This window comes from Fodinisporobacter ferrooxydans, assembly GCF_022818495.1.
GTDB lineage: Bacteria > Bacillota > Bacilli > Tumebacillales > MYW30-H2 > Fodinisporobacter > Fodinisporobacter ferrooxydans.
In genome coordinates, this window is record NZ_CP089291.1 from 1,134,558 (window position 1) to 1,148,944 (window position 14,387).

10 protein-coding genes are annotated in these 14,387 nt (G+C 41.6%); 6 read left to right on the top strand and 4 right to left on the bottom strand.

Annotated features, from left to right (window positions below):
- Positions 1-251: 251 nt before the first annotated feature.
- The 3 genes from LSG31_RS05385 to LSG31_RS05395 form a co-directional block, all read right to left on the bottom strand.
- Positions 252-1,658 carry an MFS transporter gene (locus LSG31_RS05385; RefSeq protein WP_347438375.1) on the bottom strand — a complete coding sequence of 469 codons (1,407 nt, stop codon included), beginning with the start codon at positions 1,656-1,658 and terminating at the stop codon, positions 252-254.
- A 193-nt stretch (positions 1,659-1,851) separates the two neighbouring features.
- A complete protein-coding gene (locus LSG31_RS05390; RefSeq protein WP_347438376.1) occupies positions 1,852-2,859 on the bottom strand; it encodes a LacI family DNA-binding transcriptional regulator in 1,008 nt (335 codons plus the stop codon).
- A 121-nt stretch (positions 2,860-2,980) separates the two neighbouring features.
- Positions 2,981-3,916 (bottom strand): dihydrodipicolinate synthase family protein, encoded by a 936-nt coding sequence (locus tag LSG31_RS05395; protein WP_347438377.1) that lies wholly within the window; start codon positions 3,914-3,916, stop codon positions 2,981-2,983.
- A 277-nt stretch (positions 3,917-4,193) separates the two neighbouring features.
- Between LSG31_RS05395 and LSG31_RS05400 the strand changes: the two genes are divergently transcribed.
- From LSG31_RS05400 to LSG31_RS05415, 4 genes are all read left to right on the top strand, one after another.
- Positions 4,194-4,787, top strand: a complete 594-nt coding sequence (locus LSG31_RS05400) for a response regulator transcription factor (RefSeq protein WP_347438378.1) — start codon at positions 4,194-4,196, stop codon at positions 4,785-4,787.
- Positions 4,788-4,988, top strand: coding sequence for a hypothetical protein (locus LSG31_RS05405; RefSeq protein WP_347438379.1), 201 nt, complete (start codon positions 4,788-4,790; stop codon positions 4,986-4,988).
- A 385-nt stretch (positions 4,989-5,373) separates the two neighbouring features.
- Positions 5,374-5,772 (top strand): VOC family protein, encoded by a 399-nt coding sequence (locus tag LSG31_RS05410; RefSeq protein ID WP_347438380.1) that lies wholly within the window; start codon positions 5,374-5,376, stop codon positions 5,770-5,772.
- Between the two features lie 184 nt (positions 5,773-5,956).
- Entirely contained in the window at positions 5,957-6,343 is a 387-nt protein-coding gene (locus tag LSG31_RS05415; RefSeq protein ID WP_347438381.1) for a VOC family protein, read from the top strand.
- Positions 6,344-6,663: 320 nt separating this feature from the next.
- Here the strand turns inward: LSG31_RS05415 and LSG31_RS05420 are convergent, their stop codons facing one another.
- Positions 6,664-10,299, bottom strand: a complete 3,636-nt coding sequence (locus tag LSG31_RS05420; protein ID WP_347438382.1) for an RCC1 domain-containing protein — start codon at positions 10,297-10,299, stop codon at positions 6,664-6,666.
- Positions 10,300-10,667: 368 nt separating this feature from the next.
- Between LSG31_RS05420 and LSG31_RS05425 the strand changes: the two genes are divergently transcribed.
- Both LSG31_RS05425 and LSG31_RS05430 read left to right on the top strand, forming a co-directional pair.
- Positions 10,668-12,371 carry a bacterial transcriptional activator domain-containing protein gene (locus LSG31_RS05425; protein ID WP_347438383.1) on the top strand — a complete coding sequence of 568 codons (1,704 nt, stop codon included), beginning with the start codon at positions 10,668-10,670 and terminating at the stop codon, positions 12,369-12,371.
- Positions 12,372-12,404: 33 nt separating this feature from the next.
- Positions 12,405-14,282: a PP2C family protein-serine/threonine phosphatase gene (locus tag LSG31_RS05430; RefSeq protein ID WP_347438384.1), complete on the top strand. Its 1,878-nt coding sequence runs from the start codon at positions 12,405-12,407 to the stop codon at positions 14,280-14,282.
- The last annotated feature ends 105 nt before the right edge of the window (positions 14,283-14,387 follow it).

Below are 14,387 nucleotides of genomic sequence, written 5' to 3' on the forward strand. Positions count from 1 at the left end.
AGCTAAGTGCATTCTGCAGTTTAATTTGCAGAATAATGCGGTGTTCAATTATTTTTGTTCTGTTTACGTACTTAATCAGCTAATGGGCAGCAAAATACAGTAAACAATCAGCAAGGTAAGTAGAGCTATGCTTAGGGTGATCCTTCCTCACTGTGATATACATAAGGGAGACTATCGGTTTTCCTTTAGTCCCCCTAAAACTTAATTTATTACTTCTTGGTTGAATTACACGCTGGTTTTTTATCCGTTAGTTAAGGTGCAATCTCTTCCAACATCTTTTCACGTGTTTCAATCATTCGTAATGCCAACAACGCACCGAGGACAGTAACACAAGCAAAAAGAATAAACACAGAAGTAATACCTCTAGCGCCTAAAATAAAACCAACTATAGTAGGAGCTATTGCAGAAGCGAGACGTAGCCAGGCTGTGGCAAATGCTGTTCCAATCGCCCGCATTCGAGTTGGGTAGATTTCAGGAGTATAAAGATAAAGTAAAACAGTAATGGTACCTATGGCGCCATAAGCTGTAGATCCAAGGTATATTACGCCCGTTGGAGATTTCGCGCCACTTAGCCAAAGTGTAGTCAGTAAAAAACCTGCTATAAGATATGCGACTGTTGCCCATCTTTTACGACCTATCCTGTCAATCAGTAGGGCACAGGCGAAGACAGCAACAGTTTGTATAACATTAGAGATTGATGCTGCACGCAAAGATTGCTGCAAAGGAAGGTGATAGACTGTCTTGTAGAGGCTTGGTAGCCAGTTATTCAGACCGTTTGATACAAAATAAGCGGAAAACCATAATGCCCAAACAATCAATGTTCTCCTACGGTAAAACGGTGAGAACAATTCTTTCCAATCACCTTTTGCAACCACATTGGAGGCGTTTATCGTCACTGGCTGGCGTTTGTCAGTACTTGCCTCGATCTCTTCAATAATGCGCTCAGCTTCATCAAATCGTTCTTTGGAAATCAGCCAACGTGGAGATTCGCGTAATGTAAAAAATAGGAATAATATAATGATTCCACCTACACCACCTATTATAAACATCCACTTCCAACCTAAATTCGGCACAATAAGAGTACCAAGTTGTGCGCTAATCATGAGTCCAATCGGGAATATCAACTCATAAAGCATAAAAAATCGACCACGGCCGTGCGCGCGCGAGAGTTCATTGATATAAGCAGCTGCAACAGGAACTTCACCACCTATCCCAATTCCCTGTATAAATCTAAGCGCCAACAATGCGTTGAAACTGCCTGCAAAGATACAGGCGATACTCATCACTGACATCAAAAGAACTGTCCATTTGGCACTATAAATACGTCCAAAACGTTCTGCTAACCATCCAAACAATATTGCCCCTATCGCTTGTCCAAGATATCCAATTCCAATTAGAATACCAATTTTTCCAGGATTAAGCTTCCAAAGACCGATCAGTACTGGTAACACGAACGCCAGAGACAAGGAATCGAAAGCATCAAAAAAAGTTGCGCTCCCCGCGATTATACGTGGCTTGATGTGCCAACGGGAAAAAGGAATACTTTCAATGCGTGCAATCAGTTGTGAAGCGCGATTCGATAAGTTAATTTCATCTTTATTATACTCGTTAACTTCCTTAGTAATTTCCGAAGTATTGCTGTTCAATTGTATACTCATACTAAACTCCTCCTTCATTGGGGGCATCCAACAAATATTGAAAATTACTCACCAAGGCACAATTAACATTGATCCTACTAATTCAATACTTTTTATAAATCATTTTAAATAACACCGCTCCATGAAAGTGCTTTCATTTGCCTATAGAACTTGTCAGACTCCAAGATTTTTTTCCAGAGCCTGAATGAGTAATTTAACTATTCTTTGGAACGTCAGTTGTTGCTCGATTCACGTATTCCATTTTAAATACTACATCTCTTTTTCTAATTTGTTTCCCTTGAATCAAATCCATTAATATTGAAGTAGCTTTTCTTCCTATCCCCACTAAATCTACATGAACAGACGATAAAGATGGTGTTATAATATCAGAAATAGGAACATCATCTGCACCAACAACAGATAAATCCTCAGGTACAGATAACCCAATCATTGTAGCTGCTTTCATCACACCCATTGCTAAATAGTCAGAGGAGCATACAACTCCAGTGATTTTTCTGTGATCATTTAAAAATGCAGCCATCGCTTTTGTCGCTTTAAACACATCAAATTCATCGATTTCAAAAACCTTTCCATCTGAGTAGTCTAACCCAAGTTCCAGCATTGTACTTTTGTATCCGTTCAAACACCTTATACTATGCATGGAACTCATTGGTCCATTAATGATCCCAATGTTTCGATGTCCGAGTTGATAAAGAGCATTCACCGCTTGTCTGATTCCATCTTCATCGTCGGGACGGACACAAGGAAATGGGGAATTTTCCAAGTAACTGCCCACTACAACTATGGGTAATCCAATACTTTTTAGCCATTCTAAACTTAGTTCCTCATTTCGAGGTGAAAAAAGAATAGCACCATCTACAGCCTGGGTTTCTAGCAGTCGTTTTTGTTGTAAAGAAGTAAACGACATTAGCATATTATAATCGGTTTGATCAATGCCTTTTGCTATACCTTCTAAGATTGTCGAAAAAAACGGATTATTAAGAATAAACGAACCCCTTGGAACCACAACTGCTATATTTCCTGTTGTTCGTTTAACTAGCCCTCTAGCACCTAAATTGGGGCGATAATCCATTTCCTCAATTACTTTACGAATTCGTTCTGCTGTATCCGCACCAACACCGGGCTTGCCACTTAATACTCGTGATACAGAAGCCGTTGAAACACCTGCTATACGTGCCACATCTTTTATACTTACTGTCACAATGCATACCTCCGTGGGTCATCTATAAATATTTATAATTATAAACCAGACCCACCTAAATGCTATAGAGCAGTGGTTGCGGGATACCCGCAACCACTACCTAAATTAACTACGCTTTCACTTATTCTTTGATTAAGCCTACTTTTAGCAAACCTTGACGAATTTCCTCTTTTTCTTGTTCGGTTAAAGGCAAAACAGGACGTCTCGCATGGGAACTGCTAATTAATCCACGTTGATACATCGCTTCTTTCATACGTAAATGAGAAGTTGAAGAAGGTTCATCCATTTTATATATAGCATGTTTTAATTCAAAGATACGGTCATAAACGGCATTAGCAGCAACCAAATCCTGATTTTTAACAGTTTTCACCAATTCCGCGATTAGATCAGGTACAAAGCAACCAAAACCGACAAGTGCGCCATCAATACCTTGAATTAAAGTAGGCAGTAGATATTCATCATGACATGTTAATAGTGCAACATCTGGAGCATTCTTTTTCAATGCTCTAACATCCACTTCATATTGTGCCATATCCCTTTGGCCGACTTTTATTGCAACAACATTTGGAATTTCAGCCATTCGTAACAATTGACTTGTTGTGTAAGAAGCTTTTGTCCAAGTTGGATATTGATGGACAACAATCGAAATGTTAATCGCTTCTGCAACATCTTTGAAAAACTCAACAGTTGAATCTGGTTGCATGCCAAATCGTAACCATGAGTGTGGAGGCATTAGAAGGATTCCTTCTCCTCCTGCCTTTTCAACTGCTTGAGCATGTTGGATGGCTTCGATGGTTCCCTCAGCAGATACTCCAGAAATGACAGGAATGCGACCTTTTAACTCATCAGCAGCAATTCGTACAGCCTCCGCACGTTCTTCTGGAAGTAACGTCATAATTTCTCCAGTGTGTCCGTTTACAACGATACCATTGACCCCTTCATGGCTTGCCACCCAGCGAACTAATGCTCGAAATCCTTCTTCATCAATCGAGTAATCATCATTAAAAGGTATAAGAACTGCCGGAAATACACCGCTCCACTTTACTTTATTTTTCATCATATATTCCTCCTTCGTTGGTTGCTTATTTTATAGTAAACGTTTACGTAGTTATTTTATAATGTAAGCGCATACCGTGTCAATGTATTTATTTTTCTGAAAATAAAGATTGAATTAATGGCATTCCTATACTATTTTTTAAAAAAATTTATTTTCAAAAAGAGAATAATGCATATTATATTTGAAAAAATAATAGTAAACGTTTAAGTTATTTCTGTTTGATAAACGTGTACAATCTCATTTTCTAAGCTCAATTTATGAAAATTGGTTTGCCATGATGTTCCACAGACAAGTTAAAGTTCTTGTCATTGAAGATGATCCTTACATTTGCGAATTGATCACTTTATACGCAGAAAAAAGCGGATGTTTAGTTAGCGTTGCAAACAATGGAATGAACGGATTAGAAATGTTTTATGACACCCCTCCTGATCTTGTCATCGCTGTTGCCGGTATGACCATCCAGGATGCCCAGATGGTTCGTGCGGTCTATCTTGGACTGGAGTTAATCACCCGGTTCGTCATCGTCCCGTTTGGCCTCGCTTCGCTGCTAACCGGTGTTATCTCGTCATTGGGGACTGAATGGGGCTTGTTTCGGTACTATTGGATCCTGATCAAACTCGTGATAACCATCCTTTCCACCATCGGTTTGCTGGTGCATTTGAAGCCAATTAGCTACTTAGCAGGCATAGCAGCAGAGAGAACATTGTCTAGTGCCGATCACCCCATGCAGATCCAAATCATGATCGTCTCCGGCGCAGCACTGTTGGCATTGCTCGTGGCCACGACGCTGTCGGTGTACAAGCCACGAGGCATGACCTCGTACGGGTGGCGTAAGCAGCACGGGCGGCGTAAGGTGTCGCAGCAGCCGTAGATGCAGCGACATCTGCTCGGCCTTGATCGAGCGAACCCTAAATTAGACACAGAGGCAACAGTGATTAATCGAATCGGGCATGTACTGTCACATCCCAAGTTGCTGGCAGTGATTGTAGAAAACATCAACCGGAGAAAAACGTCCCATGCCAAACCGTTGCTGACCGAACTGGGCGTGATTCGACAGAAAATCTCCCAATAAGCCAAAAAATCACTATTAGTGCGTGTTCAAAAAGTGGTTAAGTAAGACACAAGGAGTGCGAAGCCGAAGCACGAAAAGGCGACGGAGTGTACGTGTCTGGTACATGAGTAAGCCTTTTGGGGATTCGGCAAAGCAATCCGCCGTGGAGTTTTGACTACTTTTTGAACATCCTCTATTACGATCTAAAGTGATTCTATAGAATCGTTTATACTTCCCTGTTCTGTCCTCCGAAGAATTAGTACCGACAAAAGAAAAACCGTCCATTCCATTTTTGCATTACATTTTTAAATGCTGTCTTACTCAACTAACGAGGCAGGTTAGTTGAAGATATGATTCGTATTGAATTATACTTCTAAAGGATATTATGGAAAGGAGTAGATGTATAATGGAAAAGGTAACTCCATTTTTAATGTTTCAAGATGGCAATGCAGAAGAAGCTATGAATTTTTATACATCCATCATTGAGGATTCTCAAATTACAAGCATTGTTAGATATGGGGCTAATGAAGCTGGACAAGAAGGCACTGTAATGCAGGCTACTTTTATCTTGAAAGGGCAAGAATTTATGTGTATTGACAGTTTTATAAAACATCAGTTCTCTTTTACACCTTCTTTCTCAATCTTTGTTACTTGTAATACTGAAGAAGAACTTGACAATCTTTATGAGCAACTCAATGAAGGTGGACAAGCACTTATGCCTTTAAACGATTATGGTTTCAGTAAAAAGTTTGGTTGGTTAAATGACCGCTTCGGAGTTTCGTGGCAACTAAATCTCCCTAAATAAAATGACGAGACTTTTTGATGTTTTCCTGCCGATACCAATCATGAAAAGCATAATTTATTCAACTATCGGGGATCGTTTGCGTAGCAGCGGGTGCTTTAGCATCCAAATTTTTTGTTCCGCTAAGGGCAGGATAGTTGAATTATTCCGGTAATTCAAGCAAAAAAAAGGAAAAAGGAGCATTTTAATGGTTAATAAATTAGGTCAAGTTATGTTGTACGTAAAAAATCAAGATGAGGCAGTGAATTTTTGGACAGAAAAAGTAGGGTTTAGTGTAATTTCTGAAGAAGATAACGGTCAAGGAATGAGATGGATTGAAATCGCTCCAACTAAGGATGTTGAAACAAGTATTGTACTCCATAATAAAGACTTTATTGCTAAAATGCAGCCCGAATTAAATCTTGGTACACCTTCTTTACTGTTTTTCTCAGATAATCTCGATAAATTACATAATGACTTATCAAATAAAAATGTCACTGTAGGAGAAATTGTAAATATGCCTTCTGGTCGAGTATTTAACTTTGCAGATAATGAAGGAAATTACTTTGCAGTTTTGGAAAAAGTAAATAAATAAAATAAAAAACAACATTATAGCGACTGAAATGTTAGTCGCTTTTTTTGATAACAATAATTAGTTTAAGAGCCTCCGTTTTTGGCTCCCTCTAACATTTCATATTAAACTAACGGGGGCATTAGTTTAATAAGTTAATACAAACAGCGTACCGAATGGCACGCTGTTTTTTTGTTGTTTCATTTTCGTTTGAATTGACGCAAACACCCCTGGCAAAGGGAAGCATCGCACATTTACGGATAAATGTCTCCATATTATTAAAAACCCACTCAAATGATGCCTTTGAGTGGGCAATATTGTATTGCTGTTTGTCATAAAATCTTTCAATTCATTATATGTGCTTTTTGCAGGAGCCGATATAATACCATCGCTGCCTGCTCACGGGTTGTCGCTGCAAAAGGATGGAAAACCGCCTGACCATCACGATCGAATTCGCCTTTCATGATACCGCCACCAGTTACAAACTTGATTGCAGGCAGTGCGTATGCTGAGATCACAGATGCATCTGTGTATGAAATTCGTGACTGTTCCCCGCCTGAATTCAAGTTCAACTTTTGCATGGCTTGTGCCAGCATGACAGCCATGTCTTCGCGTGTGACAAAGTCATTGGGATGGAATGTCCCGTCTCCCATACCATGGATAAGTCCCGCTTGATAGGCTGCCTTGATGTCTTGTGCATACCAGTCTCCGGCATGCACATCCGAGAAAGAACTCGAACCATCCGCGCCAAGGCCCAGACAGCGGGTCACTAGCGCCGCAAACTCTGCTCTCGTTATATTCGCTTTCGGCGCAAATGATTCACTTGTTTCCCCGCGAATCAAAAGTTTGTCTGCCAGTGTTTGAATGGCTGACTGCGCGAAGGACCCCGCTATATCCGCAAAGTGCGCCGAATGGGAAACCACCGCGTATGTCGAGAAACCGGGCCGGGTCACGGTTACCAGTGTTGTTCCATCCGCATTCACCGTAAATGTAGCCGGAACAGCATACGTAGTCTTGCCGTCTTCTGTATAGAGCACAGCAGAAGTACCGGGATCTACTGCCTGATCGATGAGAAACGAACGGGTAATTTCTGTGTTCGTTGTTGTCAGGGCATGAGTTGTATTTCCGCTAACCACATTCACTTCAAATGATACCGGAGTGCCGATCACTGTTGTTGCTCCTGTACCCGCATTTTGAAATACAATCTTGCTTTGCGGGCTCGGAGTTACAGAAACCTGAACGCTCGCCCCTGCAGGAGCCGATTGAAATACGGATGCCGGCAATGCCAAGCTTGCATTCGCAGTTGTCACGACCAATTCATCGGCCGGATTCGCGCTTTTTAGCGTACTGACTTGATTGGCAGTCAGACTGAGCGAAACAGGCTGACTTTGCTTGGCAGGGATATTCATGACAAATGTTGTGGGATTCGCAGATGACGTTTGAACGGCTGCTTGTAAATCTGTATCCTGTATGGTTGCTGCGACGGGACTTGTGCTATCCGTGGAAGCTGCGGCAGCTGTTACCGCTACGGTCTGTGTTTTGCTCTGGGAGTGATTCGAGCCTAACACAGCATTTACTAAAGTTTCCAGATTGCCGGCAGAAACAGCTGAACCACCGGAATTTGCAGTTGTAGTACCTGCAGAGCTTGTAGTTGTGCTAGAACCACCATTGCTGCCACTGCTACTACTACTGCTGCTGCTATTGCCACCGTTTCCAGGAATGTTCCCCGTGTCGCTTCCAGACGTGGAACCCGTGACAGTTATACTGACGGAATTGGATATGGTAGTGCCATAAGCATCTGCTGTGACTGTTACGGTCCCAGGTGTAGATGGAGCTGTAAATGTACTGGTAAAGATTCCATAGTTGTCTGTTGTAACAGTTACAGGATTCAAGCTGTTCGGAAAATCCACATTGTCCGCTTCTGCCGATAGATGTACATTCACATTCGAAACAGGTTTGCCATATGCGTCATCGACGACTCCTGTTATCGTTGTGGTGCTATTGACAGTCAAAGATCTTTCAGAAGTGGTTAATTGAATAGCTGCAGGCTGGTAAACAACAGCAGCTACGGTTGCCCCAACGGTGTAAGCAGGTGCTGCAACAGGAGCTTCACCATGGTAGCTTACAGAAACGGCAACGCTTTGATCTGCATTTGTCGGTTCAGCATTTGGTATGGTAAAGGTAGCCAATTTATTTGCTGCATCCCAGTTAAATCCGCTGATGGCTACATTACTGGGCGTGCCATTGTTGATCGTTTGGGTGACCGTAAAATCACTTGCACTTGGCGATGTCTCAATAGAAAATACGCTTGGCGTGCCAGTAAATGCTGGCGCAAATTGAACTGATACTTTGCCGTTGGCTGTATTGACATTTTGGATATTAGATATAGGTGTAAATGATGTGTTCAACGTATATCTTGTATTTGCAGCTGCATCCAGATAGACATGAATGTAGTATGTTCCACTTTCCAACTGAACCGTTGCTTTGTTAACAGGAGTGACATCATTCAGATTGAACGCTGTATAATGATTACCGTTCACATCAACCAAATCGTAATCCAGATTTGGCCCCCCATATGGTAGCCCATTTTCCGCGCCTTTAATCAGTAAACTTCCATCTGATGGTACGACAATCTTAAACCAATCTTGAGAGTCCTGACCGACTGTTCCGGTTACCAGCGTATTCAAATCCAACGAATCTGCTTGACTCATGGTATCGTTCGGCTCTACATAGGTGCTTGCCGGAAAAGCAACTTTAATAGGTGTATAGCTATTATCGCTTGTTGCTCCGTTGGGATTGTATCCTAGTTGACCGTAAGTATTTGATCCCCAAGTCCAAACGCTACCGTCTTGTTCGACCGCAATCCCATGAGAATCACCTGCGGCAATGGCTGTGACATTGGAGAGGCCGCTTACTTGAACCGGTACGCTGCTATCGATAGTGGTGCCATTTCCTAAATTTCCAACACCATTCGCTCCCCACGCCCAAACCGTATTATCATTTTTGCGGACAACGATAAATCCACCTCCTGCACCTCCTGCAGCAATGGCCGCGACATTGGACACTCCACTTGCAACGGGAGTATAAGTGCCGGAAGCTCCAATGCCAAACGATCCATGACCGCCGTTGCCCCATGTCCAAACGGTACCGTCCTGTGCCAGAGCAGCCCCAAAAATCCCTCCTGCCGCAATCGCTTGGATCGTGGGCAGATTCGGCACTTGCAGGGGAATCAGGCTGGATAATATGATGTGGCTGCCGTGGGAATCAAGCTGGTCAGTGCCTAATTCACCGTCATAGTTACTTCCCCAAGCCCAAACGGTGCCGTCATTTTTGAGTGCCAACGTATAACCGTTTCCTGCAGCAATAGCGGTCACATTGGCAAGATTGCTGACCTGCACGGGGATGGAGCTGTTGTTGACAGTTCCATTACCCAATCCACCTAATGTATTATCTCCCCAGGTCCAAACAGTTCCATCACTTTTCAGCGCTGCAGCATGATCCGTTCCGGCAGCAATGGCAGTCACATTGGATAAGCCATAGACTTGCACAGCGACAGTGCTGTCAGTGGTGGTGCCATCACCCAATTGACCTCCATAGTTACTTCCCCAAGCCCAAACCGTGCCGTCATTTTTGAGCGCTAACGTATACGCTCCTGCCGTAGTAATATCTTTTACATTAGAAAGATTGCTGACTTGAACGGGAACGATGCTGTCGAGTGTAGTGCCGTCTCCTAATTGACCGCTGCCGTTCGCTCCCCAGGTCCAAACAGTGCCGTCTTGTCCGAGGGCCGCAGTATTGGCGTAACCAGCAGCGATTTTTGTGATGACAGGTGACGTTGAAGCAAAAACAATTGGATTCCCATTAGCAAACATACTCGTCGAAAAAACAATCGACAATATTACTATTTTCGCCAGTAATTGTTTCATGAATCTACAGTTCTTGACCGCCACTCCCATAAAGCGAATTACTTGAGAAACCATTGCTTTGCCCCTTTCCTTTATAAAATGGATAATAAACATGTTTTAAAATAGCCTCCTTTCGCAATTTGTCATTCCTACCCCTTAACATTTGGATGTTTTTTCATGAGTGAATCCAAATTGGCATTATGGGAGTCTACCTTAAATTATAAATAGTTCATCTTTCCAATCACTCTCAACTCACTTGCCAGACACTTACCAATTTCTTTCCGGATGAAATGAAATCAATCGTTTGGAAGCGATTTTTAATTTTTAAAAGCATATAAATTCATTGCTAAATCTAAAAAGAAAATTATGCAAACTCATATGTAACAAGGATTTTCCCCTTCTGACATCGAATGATTCAGAGATGTCAAAAAGGTGGTGTAACTGTGCATGCAGAAGATTTATTTGGGCCAAAAGGAGAAGAATGGTTAAAAGCTCACCTTGGCGAACCGTGGACTGCTGAAATGGATGAATATATACGAGATGTTTGGAAAAAACAGGAAACATGGTTGTTGAAATGTCAACCTGAAATCGCTTTTTTGTTGCTGTTGCGGCAATATGTCTGGAGGGACATGGATGGACTGGAAGCGCGTGTCCGCAAGCTCATTCAGGAATTTGCAGTGTATGGAGAGTATGGACGTTTAACGGGATCGATTCTGCTTTTGGCCCTCGTTCAGTTGGAGCAGCGTGGATGGAATTCGGAGACAGATGCGCTTTGTTTGCAAATTGAGCAAGAACAATTGGCTTTGGAGTCATACGAATCTGTTTTGCGCATGTTTTTATTGGCACAAACTGCAGTCATTCGAGGCGATGAAACGACTGCAAATTTATTATATAAGGAATTGCTGGATATTCAATATTTCAATGATTCATCAATTGGATGGTTATTTGTAAGAATTTATGAAAAAACGTTTTTGTTTCTGATGCGATATACGGGACATCCTCTCTGGTTGCGTTGGCATGCTGTTGCAGAGCATTGGTGCCAAACGTTTTCGAATAGCCCATTAACGGAACGATTAAATCCTTTACTCGCATTAAACAGGGATAAACAAATGGTTTTAAGTTCGTCCAAAAAATACGAAATATTCGAAATTTTGCCTGTGGATCTCTTGAAAGAAAATTGTGTGGACAACGAGTGTGTTGTTATTCAATTTATTCGGAAAGCCAAACTGTCAAAATCGTTGCAGGACATTGAAAGCGCACGAATCGCTGCTCAAACTTACGGAGATCCGTTTTGGATCCAAACGGCCTGTGATATTGCACGGGTCAATTCATCAAAACATAACGGTTTTGAGCAAGAAGATTTAAATACCGAAATAAAGGAACCTGGTCTTTTTTATACTTTCTTTGGTATTTTTCAGGGATATTTAAAAGATGGAAATGTTCTATTCCCAAAATCGTTTCGCAGAAAAAAGGTCAAACAGTTTTTGGCTTATCTTTTGCTGCAGCCAGACTATCGGGTAATGAAAGAAAAAGTGAATGAATCTTTTTTTGCGAAAGACGAATCAGATCATAACCCAAACTACCTTCATGTAATGCTGCATCGCCTGCGGAACATTTTTTATACACAGACAGGAATACCCGATGGCTGGGTATGGATCCATGATGGAATGATCGAATTAAATATCCAACGCATAATAAATGTGGATGTGCAAGAGTTTTTGAAACTGGCGTCCGTTGGGCACCATTTGTGGCATGAGGATCAAGTCGAGGCGATACGATTATACCGCAAAGCGACCGGGATGTTTCGACCGGAAGTCGCGCCAGAATTTGAATATGAAGAATGGATGATCGCAAGCCAATTCAATCTCAAAAATGAACAGCAAAAAATGTTAAAACGTTTAAGCGGTTATGCACAGAAAATAGGAAGTCCTGAGCAAGAGATCTACTACTGTGAAGAACTGCTTAAGCTCGATCCAATAGATTTTCAGACACTGTATCAATTGTACAAAGGATATGAATATTTGGGTGAACACAAGAAAATTTCAGATTTATATGAATATTATAAGCAGTTAATGTCTGTAGACAATGAAGAATTGCCGGAGTGGATGACAACCGTAAAAAATGCTTTGAAGGAACACCAAATATAGAATCGCTTTTAACAGAAAGGGAAATTGCTTCGTATGAAGAAAAAAATTGATTGGAGATATTTGATCTTTTTATGTGCTTTTCAAGGATGGGTTCTCACCAATCCATTATTCGGAAAAATACTTGCGACATTTGCTGCAGCGAACGGAATTAACCCGCTGTCACTGATTTATCCCTTTCTGCTTGTATACTCATTATCTTTTGTATTCTGGGGAATTTTGCTTGCAAAAGTTACACTTTCCACACGGATTCAAACAACCTTGCTGGCTTTCATTCTCATTCTTATCATCGGATTCAATCTTTCCTGTTTATGGGTGCTGCCAAAATATTGGAAGTGGATTTTTTCTCTGGAAGGATTGTTGTCATCCTACCCCTCATTTCTATGGTTAAATTTGATTCGGCAACGGGTAAGTCCCCGTTCGATCGGATGGAATTTAGGTGTGACAGGTTTTTTTGTTGAAGCAATGCTTTATATCGTCAACATACTAAGTAATAATTTTCAACCTCGACTAGCTTTCCTACTATTTCAAGGTCTAATTTTGGTTGCTTTTGTATGCTTTATCTCTTCCCCGCAAAGTTTTGTAGTTTCACAAGCATCGATAAAGCCAAATCGTTTCACAAAAAAAGACAATACAGCCATGTTTGTTGTACTGCTTTTTATTTATATTATCTACCTCGAGGGTGGATTGATGTATCAAGTCATCGATCCATATCTGGAGCGATTCCCAACATTCTTTCTCTATTATTCCCCCCTTCCGTATACGATTGCAATGCCACTCATCGGATTGCTGGGAGATAATAAAGGATTTCGCCCCATAACATTATATGGTCTCGTATTATTAGGTGGAGCCTATGCCATCTTCGCACTCTCCCATTCTTTCCCTGCTGCAGTCATCGGTGCTACCGCAGTCCACCTTTCGTTTGCATTTCTCGATTTTTTTGTGTTGTTCGTATTAGCAAAACGGGAAACGAGATGGAATACAATGCTCGGCATTGGTATCGGCTTATGTGTTTATAATGGTTCCATTCTCTCCGGATCATGGTTCAGCCAGATGTTTCTTAAATTTAGTGGTGATAAATCGCCGCTCGTGATTTATTTATTCGCCATTCTTCTCATCTTTCTTTCTTTTTTATGTGTGGACTGGGTGAATCGGAGGGAAATTCAAATGAATTCAGACGAACAAGAAATGGGCAAGGAGCTACAAGCGGCACAGCAAGTGCAAATGGGAATGTTTCCGAAAATACAGGAGTTCCCTGAGAGTCTGGATATTTCCGTGTGCCTGAATGGAGTGAAACAGGTAGGGGGGGATTTTTATGATGTAATTCCATTAAGTCCCACCCGCCATCTGCTCGTCATCGGCGACATTATGGGGCACGGTCTGGCATCTGCTTTGCTGGTGTCCTCTTTGCTGTCCAATATTCGTTTGGAGTCACAATCAGAAGTTTCCCCGAAAGAAATTTTGCAAAAAGTAAACCGCTATTTTATTCGCGATGTTCGCTCTTCTTTATTCGTCACAATCGGTCTTGCCCTTGTCGATCAAAGCCATCAAACAATTACGTACGCTGGTGCAGGACACCCATTTCCTTATTTGATAAAAAAATCAGGGGTACAGGAAATCGAATTACCTTCGATTCCGTTGGGGGTGGATGCGCAGACGGTTTTTGAACAGGTGACAGTCCCCATGCAGCCAAATGATATTTTAGTATTATATACGGATGGTTTAATTGAAGGGGAAAATGCAGCAGATGAAATATTTGGATTTGAGCGGTTTTCCAAACTTTTGCAAACAATTAATCCGCTGCATTCCTTGGACAAGTCCAGTCATGCGATAGTGGAAACGATTCAGTCGTTTTGCAGTGAAACGATAAAAGATGATAGTACGCTATTTATGATGCGTTTTCGACAGATATAAAAATGGTTAAGACTGTCTATGTCAACCAATGCTTAAGGAGGAGAAACGATATGCAGCACGAACACACACGTGTTTATGGGACATTTCCAAGTCAATTAGGCACGG